The sequence below is a fragment of the Bradyrhizobium sp. WYCCWR 13022 genome (assembly GCF_030435535.1).
Classification (GTDB): Bacteria; Pseudomonadota; Alphaproteobacteria; order Rhizobiales; family Xanthobacteraceae; genus Bradyrhizobium.
On sequence record NZ_JAUIZJ010000002.1, the window covers coordinates 497,265 to 515,101 of the forward strand.

Annotated in this window: 11 protein-coding genes; 4 read left to right on the plus strand and 7 right to left on the minus strand. The window is 65.1% G+C overall.

The window, feature by feature from the left end; translation table 11 throughout:
* Positions 1-2: 2 nt before the first annotated feature.
* Genes QY049_RS03395 through QY049_RS03410 form a run of 4 tightly spaced genes read right to left on the minus strand, consistent with a single transcriptional unit; the run spans position 3 to position 9,119 of the window.
* Positions 3-3,107 (minus strand): efflux RND transporter permease subunit, encoded by a 3,105-nt coding sequence (locus tag QY049_RS03395; RefSeq protein ID WP_301268911.1) that lies wholly within the window; start codon positions 3,105-3,107, stop codon positions 3-5.
* Positions 3,107-6,256 (minus strand): efflux RND transporter permease subunit, encoded by a 3,150-nt coding sequence (locus tag QY049_RS03400; RefSeq protein WP_301268912.1) that lies wholly within the window; start codon positions 6,254-6,256, stop codon positions 3,107-3,109. Before QY049_RS03400 ends, QY049_RS03395 begins: the two co-directional genes overlap by 1 nt.
* A gap of 36 nt (positions 6,257-6,292) precedes the next feature.
* Positions 6,293-7,654 (minus strand): efflux RND transporter periplasmic adaptor subunit, encoded by a 1,362-nt coding sequence (locus QY049_RS03405; protein WP_301268913.1) that lies wholly within the window; start codon positions 7,652-7,654, stop codon positions 6,293-6,295.
* Positions 7,644-9,119 carry an efflux transporter outer membrane subunit gene (locus tag QY049_RS03410; protein ID WP_301268914.1) on the minus strand — a complete coding sequence of 492 codons (1,476 nt, stop codon included), beginning with the start codon at positions 9,117-9,119 and terminating at the stop codon, positions 7,644-7,646. Before QY049_RS03410 ends, QY049_RS03405 begins: the two co-directional genes overlap by 11 nt.
* A 394-nt stretch (positions 9,120-9,513) precedes the next feature.
* Between QY049_RS03410 and QY049_RS03415 the strand changes: the two genes are divergently transcribed.
* The 4 genes from QY049_RS03415 to QY049_RS03430 all read left to right on the plus strand — a co-directional run bounded on the left by QY049_RS03415 (position 9,514) and on the right by QY049_RS03430 (position 14,110).
* A complete protein-coding gene (locus QY049_RS03415) occupies positions 9,514-10,827 on the plus strand; it encodes an NAD(P)/FAD-dependent oxidoreductase (protein WP_301268915.1) in 1,314 nt (437 codons plus the stop codon).
* 4 nt (positions 10,828-10,831) lie between these two features.
* Entirely contained in the window at positions 10,832-11,668 is an 837-nt protein-coding gene (locus QY049_RS03420) for a DUF1365 domain-containing protein (RefSeq protein ID WP_301268916.1), read from the plus strand.
* Between the two features lie 94 nt (positions 11,669-11,762).
* Entirely contained in the window at positions 11,763-12,992 is a 1,230-nt protein-coding gene (locus QY049_RS03425) for a cyclopropane-fatty-acyl-phospholipid synthase family protein (protein ID WP_301268917.1), read from the plus strand.
* Between the two features lie 83 nt (positions 12,993-13,075).
* Positions 13,076-14,110 (plus strand): cysteine synthase A, encoded by a 1,035-nt coding sequence (locus tag QY049_RS03430; protein ID WP_301268918.1) that lies wholly within the window; start codon positions 13,076-13,078, stop codon positions 14,108-14,110.
* Between the two features lie 8 nt (positions 14,111-14,118).
* On the opposite strand, the gene QY049_RS03435 is transcribed toward QY049_RS03430, so the two are convergent.
* The 3 genes from QY049_RS03435 to QY049_RS03445 form a co-directional block, all read right to left on the minus strand.
* Positions 14,119-14,655 (minus strand): DUF805 domain-containing protein, encoded by a 537-nt coding sequence (locus QY049_RS03435; protein ID WP_301268919.1) that lies wholly within the window; start codon positions 14,653-14,655, stop codon positions 14,119-14,121.
* A 130-nt stretch (positions 14,656-14,785) separates the two neighbouring features.
* The gene (locus QY049_RS03440) at positions 14,786-17,008 is read right to left on the minus strand and encodes a tetratricopeptide repeat protein (protein ID WP_301268920.1); all 2,223 of its coding nucleotides are present in this window, start codon (positions 17,006-17,008) and stop codon (positions 14,786-14,788) included.
* 90 nt (positions 17,009-17,098) lie between these two features.
* Positions 17,099-17,836, minus strand: coding sequence for an amino acid ABC transporter ATP-binding protein (locus QY049_RS03445; protein WP_194475970.1), 738 nt, complete (start codon positions 17,834-17,836; stop codon positions 17,099-17,101).
* Position 17,837: the final 1 nt, after the last annotated feature.

The window sequence follows — 17,837 nt, forward strand, 5'->3', positions numbered from 1 at the left end:
GCCTATTCCGCCGGAGCTGCCAGCGCACGCGGCTCGGACCGCCGGCGCAGGCGGTCGATCAAGAGGTAGATCACGGGCGTGGTGTAGAGCGTCAGGACCTGCGAGACGAACAGGCCGCCGATGATGGTGATGCCGAGCGGGCGCCGCAGCTCGGTGCCCGGCCCGGTCGCGATGACCAGCGGAATGCCGGCGAACAGCGCCGCCATGGTCGTCATCAGGATCGGGCGGAAGCGCGCCTGGCAGGCCTCGAAGATCGCCTCGGCCGACGACAGACCGCGCTGGCGCTCGGCATCGAGCGCGAAGTCGACCATCATGATGCCGTTCTTCTTGACGATGCCGATCAAGAGGATGATGCCGACAAAGGCGATCACCGTCAGCGGCGTATTGGTGATCTGGAGCGCCAGCAGCGCGCCGAGGCCTGCCGAGGGCAGCGTCGAGATGATCGTGAGCGGATGGGCGAGGCTCTCGTAGAGCACGCCGAGCACGATATACATCGCCACCAGCGCGCCGAGGATCAAAAGGGGTTGACGCCCGCTGGTCTTGGCGAAATCGCCGGCATTGCCGTCAAAACTGCCGCGAATACCTTCGGGCATATGCAACTCGTCCACCGCGCGCTGGATGTTCTGCGTGGCGGCCTGCAACTCCACGTCGGGCAAGGTGTTGAACGACACCGTGGTCGAGGGCACCGACTGCGAGTGATAGACTGCGAGCGCGGCGAGCCCGCGCGTCGCGTGGACCACGGCGGACAGCGGCACCTGCACGTCGCCGGCGCCAGCGACGTAGATGCGCTCCAGGTTGGAGGGATCGACCTGGAATTTCGGATCGATCTCCAGCACGGTCATGTACTGGTTGCGCTGGGTGTAGATGATCGAGATCTGGCGCTGCGAGAAGGCGTTGTTCAGGGCATTGTCGATGTCCTGCACCTTGACGCCGAGCGCTGCTGCCTTCTGGCGGTCGATGTTCAGCGTGAGCTGAAGTCCGCCGGGGTCACGGTCGCTGGAAATATCGGTGATGCCTTCCACCGTCTCCATCCGCTTGGCCACGATCGGCGCCCACTTCTGCAGCAGGTCGAGGTCGGTGCTCGAGAGCGTATACTGGTAGTTGGAGTCGCTCTGGCGGCCGCCGGCGCGGACGTCCTGCGCGGCGAACATGAAGAGACGGATGCCGGGCACTGGGAACAGCGCCTTCCTGAGACGATCGATCACGACCTGGGTCGAGATGTGATCGCGCTCCTCGGGCGGCTTCAGGCTGATGTACATGACGCCGCGGTTCGAGGTCGCGCCTCCCGGCCCGGCTCCGCCGCCGACGGTCGAACCGATGCCGGCCACGGCCGGGTCCTGCATCACGATGTCGGCGAGCCTCTGCTGGAGCGTCAGCATCGACTGGAACGAGATGTCCGCCGAGGCCCGCGTCGCGCCGATGACGAAGCCGGAATCGTCCGTGGGGAAATAGCCCTTGGGCACCTTGATGTAGAGCATCACCGTCAGACCGATGGTGGCGAAGAACACGAGCAGCGTCAGCAACGGAAACTCGAGCACGGCCCGCAGGGTGCGGGTGTAGAACGCGACGATGCGCGACAGCGAGCCTTCGATCAGGCGGTCAAACACCGTGGCGGACCCCGAGGTGGTTTGCCTGACGTAGTGCGCGCAAATCATCGGCGTGACCGTCAGCGACACCAGGGTCGAGACGACGATCGCGAAGGTCAGCGTCAGCGAAAATTCGCGCAAGAGGCGGCCGACGATGCCGTCCATGAAGATCAGCGGCGTGAACGCTGCGATCAGCGACAGGCTGATCGAGACCACCGTGAAGCCGATCTGCCTGGCGCCCTCCAGCGCTGCCCGCATCGGCCGCATGCCATGCTCGAGATTGCGGAACATGTTCTCGATCATGACGATGGCGTCGTCGACGACGAAGCCGACCGAGATCGCGAGCGCCATCAGCGACAGATTGTCGATCGAGAAGCCGGCGACCCACATGCCGGCGCAGGTGCCGGCCAGCGCCAGCGGCACCGAGATGCCGGCGGCAATCGTCGGTGTCACGCGGCGCAGGAACACGAACACCACGACCATGACCAGAACGGCGGTCGCGAGCAGCGTCCACTGCATGTCCATCACGCTGGCACGGATCGTCGAGGTGCGGTCGACCAGGGTGGAGACATCAACGCCGGCCGGGATCCACTGCTTCAGCGCAGGGATCAGCGCCTTGACCCGGTCGACGGTGTCGATGACGTTCGCGTCGCCCTGCTTGGTGATCTGGATCAGCACCGCCGGCTGCTTGTTGAACCAGGCGATCGAGCGCGCGTTGCGGACTGAATCCTCGATTTCGGCGACGTCGGCGAGCCGGACGAAATTGCCGTTCGAGCTCTTGATGATGATGTCGCGGAATTCCTGCGCCGTGCGCATCTGCTTGTTGAGCGAGAGCGTTTCGCTCTGGCGCTCGCCGTTGAAGATGCCGACGGGCCCGAGCGGGTTGGCGTTGACGATGGCGGTCCGCACGTCGTCGGTCGCGATACCCGCGTTCGACAGTGCCACGGGGTTGAGCTGGATCCGCACCGCCGGCTGGTCGGCGCCCGACACGGTCACGTCGCCGACGCCCGGGACCTGCGAGATGCGTTGCGCCAGCACGGTATCGGCGACGTCGTAGATCGCGCTGGCGGACAGCGTCTTGGAGGTCAGCGCCAGCACGAAGACCGGCGCGCCGGCCGTATTCGCTTTCCGGAAGCGCGGCAGCGCCGGCAGATCGCTCGGCAAATCGACCAGCGCGGCGTTGATGGCGGCCTGCACGTCGCGCGCGGCCTTGTCGATGTTGCGGCCGATGTCGAACTGGAGCTGGATGTTCGCCGTGCCGAGCGACGACGTCGAGGTGATCTGGTTGATGCCTGCGATCTCGCCGAGCCGCCGTTCCAGCGGCGCGGCGACGGTCGCCGCCATCACGGAAGGATCGGCGCCGGGACGGCTCGCCGAGACGAAGATGGCGGGAAAGTCGACGTTCGGGACCGAGGCGACCGGCAGGAACTCGTAAGCGACGCCCCCCAGCAGGAACAGCCCGATCGACAGCAGCGTGGTCGCGACGGGGCGCCGGATGAAGGGCTCCGAGATCGATGCCATCACTGCATCCCCTCGGTCGCGCCGGCCGTTGGCGCTTCGGGCTCCGGCGGCGGCAGTGCCTGCTCGAGGCGGCGGTTGATGCGGTCGAGCGCGAGGTAGATCACGGGCGTCGTGTAGAGCGTCAGCAGCTGGCTCAGCAGCAGGCCGCCGATGATGGAGATGCCGAGCGGAAAGCGCAGCTCGGCGCCGGTGCCGCTCTCGATCGCCAGCGGCAGTGCGCCGAACAGCGCGGCCAGCGTCGTCATCATGATCGGGCGGAAGCGCAACAGACAGGCCTGCACGATCGCCTCATGCGCCGGCATGCCCTGCCCGCGCTCGGCCTCCAGCGCGAAGTCGATCATCATGATCGCGTTCTTCTTGACGATGCCCATCAAGAGGATGATGCCGATCAGGCCGATGACCGAGAGGTCCTGCCCGCACAGGATCAGCGCCACGATGGCGCCGACGCCGGCCGAGGGCAGCGTCGAGAGGATCGTGATCGGGTGGATGTAACTCTCGTAGAGCACGCCCAGCACGATGTAGATCGTGATCACGGCGGCAAGCAAAAGCCAGGGCTGGCCGGCGAGCGCCCTGGCGAATTCGGCGGCATCGCCCGCGTACACGCCGACGATGCTGCTGGGCATTTCGATCCGGGTCTCGATCGCCTTCACCGCCTGGACGGCGTCGCCGAGCGCGGCACCCGGCGCGAGGTTGAAGGAGAGCGAGATCGCCGGGAACTGCGCCTGGTGCGAGATCGCGAGCGGCGCCGTGGTGCGCTTCAGCGTCGCCACCGCATCGAGCGGCACCTGGGCGTTGGGCGCGCCGGCCGCGGAGCTGCTCACGCCGCCCGGCAGATAGAGCTTCGACAGGATCGAGGGATCGCGCTGGTACATCGGCAGCGCCTCCAGCACCACGCGGTACTGGTTGGCCTGGCCGTAGATGGTCGAGATCTGCCGCTGCGCAAAGGCGTCGTTCAGCGTGTCGGTGATGGCTTGCAGGCTGACGCCGAGCTGGCCGGCGCGGGTGCGGTCGACGTCGAGCTGCGCGCGCAGGCCACCTTCCTGCGCCTCCGAGGAGACATCGCGGAACAGGGGATCGCGCCGCATCTCGTCGACGAGCTTGCGCGCCCATTCCGATACCAGCGCCGCATCGGTGCCGGTCAGCGTGTACTGGTATTGCGAGCGGCTCGACTGGGTCGAGATCTGCACGTCCTGCACCGGCTGGAAATAGACGGTCATGCCGGGAATGCCGGCAACCTTCTCCTTCAGACGGGTGATGACCACGCCGACATCGTCGCGTCGCTCACCTCGCGGCTTCAGGGTCATGACCAGGCGCCCGACATTGGTGGTCGGATTGACCGAGCCCGCGCCGATCACGGACACCACGCCCGTCACGTCAGGATCGGCCTTGATGGCGCCGGCGGCCTCGGCCTGCCGCTTTTGCATCTCGGCGAATGACACGTCAGGCCCCGCCTCCGTCACCGCCGTGATCGAGGCAGTATCCTGAAGCGGCAGAAACCCCTTGGGCGCGACGACATAGAGGACCAGGGTCGCGACCAGCGTCGCGAACGTCACGACCAGCGTGGCGCGCTGGCGCTGCAGCACCCAGAGCAGCGTGCGGTGGTAGAATTCGACGGTACGGTCGATGAAGCGGCTCACGGCGGCAAGCCCCGGCACCGCCAGCTCCTCATGGGCGTGCTTGAGCAGCCGCGAGCACATCATCGGCGTCAGCGTCAGCGATACGACAGCCGAGGTCACGACGGCGATGGTCAGCGTCAGCGCGAACTCGCGGAACATGCGCCCGACAAGGCCCGACATGAACAACAGCGGGATGAACACCGCGATCAGCGACACCGTCAGCGAGATTACGGTGAAGCCGATCTCGCTGGCGCCCTTGAGCGAGGCCGTCATCGCGTTGTCGCCGTCCTCCATGTGGCGGACGATGTTCTCGATCATGACGATGGCATCGTCCACGACGAAACCGGTGCCGATCGTCAACGCCATCAGCGACAGATTGTCGAGGCTGAATCCGGCGAAATACATGATGCCGAAGCTGGTGATCAGCGACAGCGGCAGCGCGACTCCCGCGATCACGGTCGCGCGCAGCGAGCGCAGGAACAGCAGCACGACCAACGTCACCAGCACGACGGCAAGGACCAGCGTGAACTGCACGTCATGGACGGAAGCGCGAATGGTGACGGTGCGGTCGGAGACGATGGTGAGATTCACGCCGGCCGGAATGGCGCGCTGGACCTTGGGGATCTCGGCCCGGATCTGCTTGACGACGTCGATGACGTTGGCGCCGGGCTGGCGCTGGATGTCGATGATGACGGCCGGCGTCCCCTGGTACCAGCCGCCGGTGCGGTCGTTCTCGAGCCCGTCGACGATCTGCGCGACGTCGCCGATCGTCACGGGCGAGCCGTTGCGGTAGGCGATGATGATGGGACGGTAGGCGTCGGCGGCCGCGATCTGGTCGTTGGCCGCGATGATGTAGGCTTGCTGGGCGCCGTCGAGCGAGCCCTTTGGCCCGGAGACGTTGGCGTTTGCGATCGCGGCGCGCAGATCCTCCATCGCGATGCCGTAGGCCGCGAGCCGCGCCAGATCGGCCTGGATGCGCACGGCCGGCTTCAGTCCGCCGAGCACGGACACGCGGCCGACGCCGGATATCTGGCTGAGACGCTGCGCCAGCAGCGTGTCGGCGATGTCGCTCATCGCACGCAGCGAGATCGTGTCCGAGCGCAGCGCCAGCGTCATCACGGGCGCATCGGCCGGGTTCACCTTGGCGTAGGTTGGCGGATAAGGCAGCGTCTTGGGCAGCACGCCGGCGGCGGCGTTGATCGCGGCCTGCACGTCCTGGGTCGCGCCGTCGATGTCGCGGTTGAGGTCGAACTGGAGCGAGATCTGGCTGACACCGAACGAGCTCGTCGAGTTCATCGCCGTCAGCGACGGGATCTGCCCGAGTTGCCGTTCCAGCGGCGCCGTGATCAGCGAGGCGATGACGTCGGGGCTCGCGCCCGGCAACTGCGTCGACACCTGCACGGTCGGGAAGTCGACCTGCGGCAGCGCGGAGACCGGCAGCGCGAAATAGCCGAGCGCACCGCCGATCAACAGCGCAATGCCGAGCAGCGAGGTCGCGATCGGACGGCGAATGAAGGGTTCGGAAACACCCATGAGATGCGCCTCGTCGTCAGTCCGGCTTTGTCGGGGTCATGGCTGCTTTGCTCCCGACCCCGACGCACCCGGACTTGCACCCGGTCCTGTCTGTCCCTTCTTCTGGCCGTCCTTCTGACCGTCCTTGGCCTGACCACCCTTCCCGTCGCCCTGCGGCGCGCGCGTGCGCTTGCGCGGGGCGAGGTCGGCCGACGGCGTCTGCTCGTTGCGGCCGATGATGACCTTGGAGCCATCGGACAGATTGGCGAAGCCCGTGGTGACAACCTTGTCGTTCGCCGTCAGGCCGCTCGCGATCACGGCGTCATGCTCGTTCTGCTGCGTCACCGTCACCGGCTTGGCCGCAACGACGTTGTCCTCGCCTATGACATAGCTGAACGTGCCGATCGGCCCGCGCTGAACAGCCGACGTCGGCACCACCAGCGCCTGGTTCAGGGTCTCGACCTTGAGGCGGACATTGACGAACTGGCCCGGCCAGAGCTGGTATTGGGCGTTGGGAAATTCCGCCTTCAGCTTGAGCGTGCCGGTGGTCTGGTCGACCTGGTTGTCGATGCCGGTGAGCTTGCCGGTGTCGATCACGGTGACGCCGTCATTGCCGAACACATCGACCGACAGCGCGCCTTTCGCGGCAGCCGCATTGACGCGCATGATCTGCTGTTGCGGCAGGCTGAACCACGCCGCGATCGGCTGCAATTGCGTGATGACGACGAGGCCGGTGGTGTCGGAGGCGTGAATGATGTTGCCCTGGTCGACCTGGCGCAGGCCGACGCGGCCCGATATAGGCGCAACGATCTTGGTGTAGCTCAGCGTCGCCGCCGCATTGTCGATCGAGGCCTGGTCGGCCTTGACCAGCGCCTCGGTCTGCGCGACTGCGGCGCGCTGGGTGTCGGCCTGCTGCTTCGAGCCGGCATTGGACGCAGCGAGCTGTTCGTAGCGCGTGAGATCAATGCGCTGGTTGGCGAGCTGGGCCTCGTCCTGGGCCTTCTTGGCGACGGCCTGGTCGTAGGTTGCCTGGTAGAGCGCCGGGTCGATCTCGCCGAGCACGTCGCCCTTCTTGACGTCCTGGCCTTCGGTGAACTTCACCGCGATCAGCTTGCCGTCGACCTGCGAGCGCACGGTGACGGTATTGAGCGCGCGGATCGCGCCGACGCCGTCGAGATAGACGGGCACGTCCTGGACCCGTGGCGTGGCCGCCAGCACCGGCACCGGCAGATCGGGCCGCTGCTGGCCGCGACCGAAGGGAGCCTGCTGCTGCGGCTGCTGATGCCACAAGGTCCAGCCGAGATAGCCGAAGCCCCCGAGGATCGCGAGTGTGATCAGGGTCATGACGAAGCCGCGGCCGCGCGATTTCTTCGCCGTCCCCTCCTTCGCGCCGTCCTTCGTATCCGGCTTAAAGAGCATTGACCGGTTTCTCCATACGCGGCTCCCAGCCGCCGCCGAGCGCCTGATACAGGCTGACGATGGCAAGAAGGCGTGCAAGCTGCGCTTGCGACAGAGTGTCTTCGGCCTGGAATAGCGTCAGCTGAGTGTTGAGCACGGTCACGATATCGGCCGTGCCGGCACGCAACTGCTGCTCGGCAAGGTCGAAGGCGCGCCGCGAGGCGTTGACCACGTCGCGCTGCAATTGCAACTTGATGGTGGTCTGCTTGATTGAAAATAGTGCGTTGTCGACGTCGGTGAAGGCCTGAACGATGGTCTTGCGGTAGGTCTGCAGCAACTCATCCTGCCGCGCCTTGGCGTATTCGAAATTGCCGAGGATCTTGCCGCCGTCGAAGATCGGCTGGGCCGCGCTGCCGACGAGCTGGAAGAACGCCGCATGCGGCTGGAATAGCGAGACCAGCGCCGAGCTCTGATAGCCGCCGTTGCCGGTGAGCTGGATGGTCGGAAAGAACTGCGCGCGGGCATTGCCGATGTTGGCGGTGGCGGAGGCAAGCTGCGCCTCCTGCCGGCGGATGTCTGGCCGTTGCGTCAAGAGCTCCGACGGCAGGCCGGGCGTGACGCGCGGGATCGCGATCCTTTCAAGCGAGCCGCCTGCAAGGCGGACGCTCTCCGGCGGACGCGAGACCAGCACCGCGAGCGCATTGGCGTTCTGGTCGAGCGTCTGGCGCAGCGGCGGCACCAGCGCCTTCTGGTTGGCGAGCACGCTCTCCTGCTGCGCGACGTCGAGGTCGGTCCCCGTCCCGGCCTTGCGGCGCTCGCGGATGGCGTCGAGGATACGCTGGGCGCTGGCGATATTGCGCTGCGCGGTGCGCAGGCGGTCCTGCGAGGACAGGACCTGGAAATAGGCATTGGCGACCGCCGCCAGCGTCGTCAGCGCGACGGTGTCGCGGTCGAAGCGGCTGGCATGGGCGGTCTCCTCCGCCGTCTGCAGCGCGTCGCGATTCTGGCCCCAGAAATCGAGCTGGTAGCTGGCGCTCAGTGACGCCTGGTAGTTGACGACCTCACGGCCGCCGTTGGTGAGCCCCGACGCCGAGGAGCCGGACGTGCGCGAATAAGCCTCCTGTCCCGTTCCCGACAGGCTCGGCAACAGCGCCGCGCCGGCCTGGCGCGCCTGGGCGTCGGCCTCGACGATGCGCGAGACCGCGGCGGCGATGTCGAGGTTGACGGTCTGCGCCTCTTCCATCAGCTGCGTCAGCTCCGCCGAACGGAAGCCACGCCACCAATCCAGCGTCGGCGGCGCATCGGCCTTCCCAGCGTATTTGTATTGCGTGGGGACATCGAGCGCGGGATCTGGAAGATCCTGCGTGAGCACGCAGGCGCCCGAACTCGAAGCAAGGCACAGTGCGGCCACAGCACGCAGCGTGCGGAACGCAGACTTCAGGAATGGCCGCCTGGCGACGGCCGGAACCCGCTGTGTCACATCCACCCCCTGCCGGGCAGATCATGCCGCCGCCGCGCGGCCGGATGAGCCGATTCGCGGGCGGACGTTGGGAGGCCTTGATCTAACTCGTTCACAGCATGGTGCTTTCTGCGGAACATGACGACGATACTAGCCGGGCGTGGAACTGCGGGACAGTCCCGCACCTGCGAAGCGCACAGCAGAACGCAGCGCAGTCGAGACCATCGAAACACAAGATGTGCCTGTCTTGCAGTGGTTTCTTCCACCCCAGAAAAGTTCGGAAACCGAACCAAGCTTACCAAGATTTCATGTGATATTGCAGCCACAGTTGCACTGAAGCCGCAGAACCAGGCCACACCCCACTGAAACCCGCGCCGCAACGCACCGTAGCTTGTCCACCACAAGGCAGGGGCACTTACGCATGCGCATCGCGGTCATCGGAACAGGCATCGCCGGCAACGCGGCGGCCTGGACGCTCTCCCAGCGCTATCCGGTGACGGTCTATGACCGCGAGCTGCGCCCCGGCGGCCACAGCCATACCGTCACGATCGATTACCAGGGCTCACCGGTTACGGTCGACATAGGCTTCATCGTCTACAACGAGCTTAACTATCCTGATCTGACGGCGATGTTCGCCCATCTCGAAGTCGAGACGGTCGCAAGCTGCATGAGCTTTGCGGTGTCCGCCGATGGCGGTCGCTTCGAATGGCGCGGCGGCGGCAACGATTGGTGGGCGACCGGGGCCGGCCTGTTTGCTCAACCCAGCAATCTGCTCTCCCCATCCTATCTGCGGATGCTCTCGGAGATCCCGACGTTCGGCCGGCAAAGCATCGACGACCTCCGCGACGGCCGCCTGACCGGATTGACGCTCGGTGACTATTTCGGTGAGCGGCGATTTTCCCAACGGCTGCTGACCGACTATCTTGCGCCGATGGGCGCTGCGATCTGGTCGGCGCCCGCACGCGAGATGCTCGCCTTTCCGGCCGAGAATTTCGTTGCCTTCTTCGACAATCATCGCCTGCTGCGTTACGACCGGCCGGTCTGGCGCACGGTCAAGGGCGGCAGCCGGCACTATGTCGACCGGCTCCAGGCTGCGTTCAAGGATCGTATCCGGCTCGGCTGTGCAGTCACGTCGATCGAACGCTCCGCACAGGGCGTCATCGTCCATGACAGCCACGGCCGGCACGAGTGCTTCGACCACGTTGTGATCGCAGCCCATAGCGATCAGGCGCTCGCGATGCTGTCCGACGCAGACAAGCGCGAGCGCGAGATCCTCGGCGCGATCGGCTATTCCCCGAACAAGGTCTATCTTCATCGTGACACCAGGCTGATGCCGAAGCGGCGGCGCGCCTGGGCGTCGTGGAATTTCCTGCGCTGGCAGCGTGAGGGAGATGCGATGAACGACGTCGCGGTGACCTACTGGATGAACAACCTGCAGGGCATCGATGCCGACAAGCCTTTGTTCGTCAGCCTCAATCCGCCGTTCGAACCCGCGCCGGAGCTCACCTTCGGCCAATATCTCTGTGAGCATCCGCAGTACAATGCCGCCGCCTTTGCCGCGCAGAAGCGGCTCGCCGAGATCCAGGGGCAGCGGCACATTTGGTTCTGCGGCGCCTGGACCGGCTTTGGCTTTCACGAGGATGGCCTGCGCTCCGGCCTTCGCGTGGCCGAGGCGCTCGGGGCGACCGCGCCCTGGCGCGCGGCGCCAGTGGAACTGGCAGAAGCTGCAGAGTAGCGCGATGGTGACGACAGCCCTTTCCTCAACCGATGCCGCCGCACTTTATTTCGGCGATGTCATGCATGCGCGCCTGAGGCCGATGGGTCATCGATTCAGCTACCGCGTCATGAGCCTGCTGATCGATCTCGACAGGCTGGATGAGGCTGACCGTCAATCGGCGCTGTTCGGGGTCAACCGCGGCGCGCTCTACAGTTTCCACGAGGCGGACCACGGTCCGCGCGACGGCTCCTCGCTGCGCGCCTATGCAGAACGCTGTGCCGCCGCTGAAGGCATCGACCTCTGCGGTGGCAGGGTCGAACTGCTCTGCTATCCCCGTCTGCTCGGCTACGGCTTCAATCCGCTCTCGGTCTATTTTTGCTATGGTGCCATCGGCGCGCTGGCGCTGACGATCTACGAGGTCCGCAACACGTTTGGCGAGATTCATCCGTATATCTTGCCGGTCAAGGCAGGCGAGCTGAGCGATGCCGGCCTGCGGCAGCAGCAAGACAAGCTGTTCTACGTCTCGCCCTTCCTGCCGATGGCAATGCGCTACCGTTTCCGCGTGTTGCCGCCGTCGGGTACGGTCAAGCTGCGCATCCTGGAGACCGACCGCGACGGCCCGCTGCTCGCGGCGACCTTCAACGGCCGCCGCCGCGCCCTGACCTCGCGGGCGCTGCTACGATCGTTCTTCGCCCTGCCGCTCGTGACCCTCAAGGTGATGGCGGCGATCCACTGGGAAGCGCTGCGGCTCTGGCTGAAGGGCGCCCGGCTGGTGCCACGACATGATGCCGCAGAGCAGCGTAACGGCAGAACCGCCTTGGCGCGCGGCCAAACGCACCCCTATATTAGAAATCGCTGACCGTTTGCGGGGCGCGCTCGGGTTCAGCATAGACGCGGGAGGGGCGCGCGCGGCTGGCGGTCGGACAGCATCCGTTGAGCTCATGGATCTGCCGATGTCGAATGCCATTTCCGTCACGCCTGACGACGTCGAAACAGTGCTTGCCGACCTGCCGCGGATCGTTCGCCTTGCACTGACCTTTGGGGCACGGCTGCGTCGCGGAACGCTCGATGTCACTCTGCCCGATGGCCGCGTGATCCGGCTTGGCGGACACGAGCCGGGTCCAAATGCCGCCATGCGCCTGCACAACTACAGTTTCGCATCGCGCCTCATCAACGGCGGTGACATCGGCATTGCCGAAGCCTATCTCGCCGGCGATTGGGATACGCCTGACCTGACGCAGTTTCTCTACCTGTTCTGCGTCAACCACGATCTGATCCAGGCCATGCTGCACGACAAGCCGCTGATGCGGTTCGTGCAGATGGTGCAGCACTGGTTCAACCGCAACACGCGGCGTCAGGCGAGACGCAACATCCACGCCCATTACGACATCGGCAATGCGTTCTACTCGGCCTGGCTCGATCCGAGCATGACGTATTCCTCGGCCCTGTTCGAGGAATCGACCACCGACCTTACGGCCGCACAGACCAACAAATATCGCCGCCTCGCCGAGGCCCTCGATTTGAAGCCGGGACAAAAGCTGCTCGAGATCGGCTGCGGCTGGGGCGGCTTCGCCGAATTCGCCGCCAAGACCTTCGGCGCGCGCGTCGTCGGCCTCACGATCTCGACCGAGCAGCGCGACTTCGCGCAGCGGCGCATCTTTGAGGCGGGTCTCGCCGAACAGGTCGAGATCCGGCTTCAGGACTATCGTGACGAGCGCGACCGCTACGACCGGATCGCCTCGATCGAAATGATCGAAGCGGTCGGCGAGGCGTTCTGGCCGCGCTATTTCGCCCAATTACGTGACCGGCTCTTGCCGGACGGACTGGCCGGGATCCAGGCCATCACGATCCAGGACAAGCTTTTCCAGGGCTACCGCCGCGAGGTCGACTTCATCCAGCGCTACGTCTTCCCCGGCGGCATGCTGCCCTCGCCCGCGGTGCTGAAATCGCTCGGGGACAGATTCGGCGTTCCTGTCATCCGCGAGCGCATCTTCGGGCAAGATTATGCCAAGACGCTTGCCACCTGGCGAAATAACTTCCGCGCGGCCTGGCCGGGCCTGGTGCCGCTCGGGTTCGACGACCGGTTCCGGCGGCTCTGGGAGTACTATCTCGCCTATTGCGAGGCCGGATTCCTCTCCGGCAATATCGACGTCCGGCAGGTCATCTTCGCAAAGCAGCAATAAGAGTTTGCGCCCTCGCCTTGTGTGGCCGGCGACCCTACTTTAGGGTCGCGCCCACATCGTGAACCAGCCGGTAATTGCCTGACATGACCATAAAAAACGACGTTGTCGAAGCCATCGGCAACACCCCGCTCATCAAGCTCAAGCGCGCCTCCGAGCTCACCGGCTGCACCATTCTCGGCAAGGCCGAGTTCATGAATCCCGGCCAGTCGGTCAAGGACCGCGCCGGCAAATGGATGATCCTGGAGGCCGAGAAGCGCGGCGAGTTGAAGCCGGGCGGCCTCGTGGTGGAAGCGACCGCCGGCAACACCGGCATCGGCCTTGCGGTGGTGGCGAGCGCGCGCGGCTATCGCACGCTGATCGTGATCCCGGAGACGCAGAGCCAGGAGAAGAAGGACTTCTTGAAGCTGTGCGGCGCCGAGCTGCTGGAATCGCCGGCACTTCCCTATTCCAATCCGAACAACTACCAGCATGTCGGCCGCCGCCTCGCCGACGAATTGCGCAAGACCGAGCCGAACGGCGTGCTGTTCGCCGACCAGTGGAATAACCTGGACAACGCCAAGGCGCATTACGACTCGACCGGTCCCGAGATCTGGGCGCAGACCGGCGGCAAGATCGACGGCTTCGTCTGTTCGGTCGGCAGCGGCGGTACGCTCGCCGGCACCAGCCGTTTTCTGAAAGAGAAGAGCAAGGACGTCCGGATCGCCTGCGCCGATCCGCACGGCGCCGGCATGTTCGAGTACTTCAGGACCGGCACCGCCAAGGCGACCCCAGGCGATTCCATCACCGAGGGCATCGGCCTCGGCCGTGCGACCCCGATCGTCGAGAGCGCGAAGGTCGATGATGCCTATCTCATTCCCGATGCCGAAGCCGTCACGACGATCTACGAGCTGCTCCAGCACGAAGGCCTGTGCCTCGGCGGCTCCACCGGCATCAACATTGTCGGCGCGATGCGGCTCGCCAAGCAGCTTGGGCCGGGCAAGACCATCGTCACCATTCTCTGCGATTCCGGCAGCCGCTATCAGTCGAAGCTGTTCAACGCCGACTTCATGCGCGCCAAGAACCTGCCGGTGCCGGAATGGCTGGAGAAGCGCAGCAACATCAAACTGCCGTTCGTCTAGCCAAGGCCCTAGCCCCAGGTCGGTCGCGTCGTGCCTTGAGACACGCGCGCAAGGCGCTCGTCCGACGTCGACGTCTTGCTGGCCGCGCGCGCGGGCGGCTCGAACGGGTTGGTGAAGGCGCCGTCGCCCTCGGCCCCCGGCCAGAACGTGAGGGCGAGCAGCAGCGCGACATTGACCAGCCCGCCGACCATCGTGCCCTGATGCTCCTGCCCCATCGCCCAGGCCGGAAACCGGCCGGCCACGACATGATCGACGAACATGAGCGCGATCCAGGCCGGGATGACGCAGACCGGATCCCAGCCGATATCGCGGATTCGCATCGATTGCAGCATGAAGGTCGCTAGGCCAAAGAAGATCATCGCGGCGATGATGGCCCTGTTATGTGTAAGGTCCTCGGGGCGCACCATGCTCGGCGACGTCGTGCGCAGCACCGCCATCGCGATCGCAAAGCAGATCGCGGTCATCACGAACGCCAGCGCGATCGTAGCGAAGAAAAAATGTAGTCGCCCGAGCCGGGCGTTGAGGCCGAATACGAAACCGAGCATCTGACGCACCCCCATTCGGGGTCCACATGCGCGGACAGAGCTTTCGGACGCGTGAAGCGAGGGGCTGTCGTGCGCCGCATGGTTTGGGGTCGGCGACGGAATTGCGTAAACTTTTACGGGTCTGCCCCGTCTACGGGGTCATCGACGCACAATAATCGCGCCAGAACTGGCGATAGCCCGCCTCGACCCTGCCGGCGTAGATCTCGACATTGCCGGCGGGCGAAGACGCAATCCGGGCAGGCAAGCTCGCGCGCAGCTTCGCGAGCTCATCCGGTTGCGCCGCGAATTTACAGGCGATCGCGGAATAGCCATCGTCGTCTTCGGCCACCCAGTCGTTGAGGCCGACGGCCGCCACGATCGAGGCGCCGGCGCGCGAGGACGACGCGTTGCCGAGCTTGGCGACGACGGGAACGCCGGCATAGAGCGATTCCCACGTGCTGATGCCGCCATTCTGCGGGAATGGATCGAGCGAAATGTCGACCTCGGCAAAGGCCCGGAGATGCTCGTGGCGCGGGGTCATGCCCAGGCAGGTGATGTCAGCCTCGGCAATCCCGTGCGCCACAAATCGCGCGAGCAGGCGCTGGCGCACCAGGGGATCATCGAGCAGCGTGTGCTTCAGGATGATTTTCGATCCCGTGACCTCGTGTATCAATTTCGACCACACCCGAATGGCGTCGTCCGATATCTTGTTGATGCGGTTGAACACGCCGAAGGTCACATAACCATTGCGGAGCATCGGAAGCTCCGACGTCGGCACATCCAGGATGGGATCCAGCGTGTTCAGGCACGGCAGGTCGTAGACCTTTTCTGCCAGCAGATGGCGCGCCGCCTGCGGAATGAAGACCGTATCCGCAAGCACGTAGTCCATGGTTTGAAGGCCCGTGCCCGACGCATGTCCGAAGGCCGTGACCTGGATGGGGGCCGGCTTGCGTGCAAAGACAGGAAGCCTGTTGCCGGTCGTATGGCCCGATACGTCGACCAGGATATCGACGTTGTCGGCCTGAATGCGATCGGCCAATTCGTCATCCGACAGCTGCCAGGCATCGACCCAGACGTCGGCCATTTGCCTGAAGCTGGCGGTCACCTCGTCCTGGGTCGACGAGCACGCGTAGCAGACGATCTGGAATTTGGCGCGATCGTGATGGCGCAAGACCGGCAACAGCGCGAACGCCGCCGAGTGGTACCAGAACTCGGCCGAGACATAGCCGATGACGATCCGCCTGTCCGGATCAAGCGACCTCGGTGAAAGCGTCCTTTGCGTAAATCTGGTGCCGACCGCATTCCACCACTGCTTTCGCGCGGCCTGCTGGACCGCGAAATCGGCATCGGCGAGAAAGTCCAGAAAGAAGATCTTTCGTCCGATCAAGTCCGCATTCGGCGCAATGGCCACCGCAGCGTCGAGCAGTTCGATTGCGGACGCGATCTCGCCCTGGTTTGCGAAACAAGCGCTCAGCAGCGCCATCGCGACCGCAGAGCGCGGATTTTCCTCGAGCAGCGTCGTGCAGGCCAGCATGGCCTGCGCCGTATTTCCCAGGTTGAGCGAGACCTGGGCCTTGCCCTGCAAGGCCACCTCGAGCCTGGGGGACATCGCAAGCGCTGCGTCGAAATCCGCCGCCGCCTGTTCGAACCTCGACAGTTCGAGATTGACCCGTCCGCGGTTCGCCAGGATCTTCGCCGACCCGGGCCTGAGCGCGAGTGCCGCCTCAAGCGCGCTCTTCGCCTCGTCGTAGTTCTTGAGCTCGATATCGACCAATCCCTTGCCGACGAGCGCTTCCACATGCCGCGGCTGAAACAGCAAGGCGCGCTCGAAGCTTTGCCTGGCGCGATCGAAGTGCTGTAGTGCCAGCTGCGCCAGGCCACGATTGCACAGCGCATCGACATGGTCGGGCTTCAGCTCGATGGCACGGTCGTAGAGTTCAATGGCCGGCTCGACCTGGTTCAGGTGCAGCAAAGCATTGCCGAGATTGGCCAGAGCCATCGGGAAGCTCGGCTTCAGCGCGATGGCTTTCTCCAGAAACGTGCGGGCTTCCTCATACTGCCCAAGTGCGAAATGCGTCGCGCCGAGATCGGATAAGGCCTGCGCCGAGCGCGGGTCGACGGTCACGGCCTGCTCGAGAGCTTGTTTGGCTGCCTCGAAGTGCTGCCCTGCGAACGCGCACAAGCCGAGCAGGTGCAAGGCGCTGAAATGCTCCGGGAGTTCGTTCAGGATCTGGCGGCAGAGCGCCTCGGCCTCAGCATGCCGGCCCTGGCCAAAGGCCGTGTTTGCGGCGGAGATGAGGGCTTCCGCCTGCTTCTTGAATTTCTTCTGCAATCGCGCGTTCTGGAACGCACGCTCGCCGGCGCTGCTCTGCAAGGTCGCTCTCCCCGGGATGGCCGGTGGAGAGTCTAGCTGATTCGCGCCTTTCGCCGGCTGGGCGGCCGCGCCCCCGGGATGTCCCCGATATCAGCGCAGGATCTGGCTCAGGAACAGCTTTGTGCGGGCGTGCTGGGGCGTGGCGAAGAACTCGTTCGGCGTGTTGGCCTCGATGATCTGGCCGGCGTCCATGAACACCACGCGGTTGGCGACTTCCTTGGCAAAGCCCATCTCGTGGGTGACGACCAGCATGGTCATGCCCTCCTCGGCGAGGTCGACCATGGTATCGAGCACCTCCTTGACCATTTCAGGATCGAGCGCCGAGGTCGGCTCGTCGAACAGCATCACCTTCGGGTTCATGGTCAGGGCCCGCGCGATGGCGACACGCTGCTGCTGGCCGCCGGACATCTGTCCGGGAAACTTGTTGGCCTGGTGCGGGATCTTGACCCGCTCCAGAAACTTCATCGCGGTCGCCTCGGCGTCCTTCTTGGGAATGTTGCGCACCCAGATCGGTGCCAACGTGCAATTGTCGAGAACCGTGAGATGCGGGAACAGATTGAAGCTCTGGAACACCATGCCGACCTCGCGGCGCACCGCGTCGACATGCTTGAGGTTGGGTCCGAGCGAGATGCCGTCGACGACGATCTCGCCTTCCTGGAACTCCTCGAGCGCGTTGATGCAGCGGATCAAGGTCGACTTGCCCGAGCCCGAGGGCCCGCAGATCACGATGCGCTCGCCCTTGCTGACCTCGAGGTCGATGTCGCGCAGCACGTGAAATTCGCCGTACCATTTGTTCAGGCCGGAAATATTGACGATGGGTTCGGACATG

Coding starts and splice junctions, on each gene's coding strand:
- QY049_RS03430 (WP_301268918.1), top strand. CDS start 13,076: ATGACCATAAAAAACGACGTTGTCGAAGCCATCGGCAACACCCCGCTC.
- QY049_RS03445 (WP_194475970.1), bottom strand. CDS start 17,836: ATGTCCGAACCCATCGTCAATATTTCCGGCCTGAACAAATGGTACGGC.
- QY049_RS03425 (WP_301268917.1), top strand. CDS start 11,763: ATGTCGAATGCCATTTCCGTCACGCCTGACGACGTCGAAACAGTGCTT.
- QY049_RS03415 (WP_301268915.1), top strand. CDS start 9,514: ATGCGCATCGCGGTCATCGGAACAGGCATCGCCGGCAACGCGGCGGCC.
- QY049_RS03400 (WP_301268912.1), bottom strand. CDS start 6,256: ATGGGTGTTTCCGAACCCTTCATTCGCCGTCCGATCGCGACCTCGCTG.
- QY049_RS03420 (WP_301268916.1), top strand. CDS start 10,832: ATGGTGACGACAGCCCTTTCCTCAACCGATGCCGCCGCACTTTATTTC.
- QY049_RS03405 (WP_301268913.1), bottom strand. CDS start 7,654: ATGCTCTTTAAGCCGGATACGAAGGACGGCGCGAAGGAGGGGACGGCG.
- QY049_RS03395 (WP_301268911.1), bottom strand. CDS start 3,107: ATGGCATCGATCTCGGAGCCCTTCATCCGGCGCCCCGTCGCGACCACG.
- QY049_RS03435 (WP_301268919.1), bottom strand. CDS start 14,655: ATGCTCGGTTTCGTATTCGGCCTCAACGCCCGGCTCGGGCGACTACAT.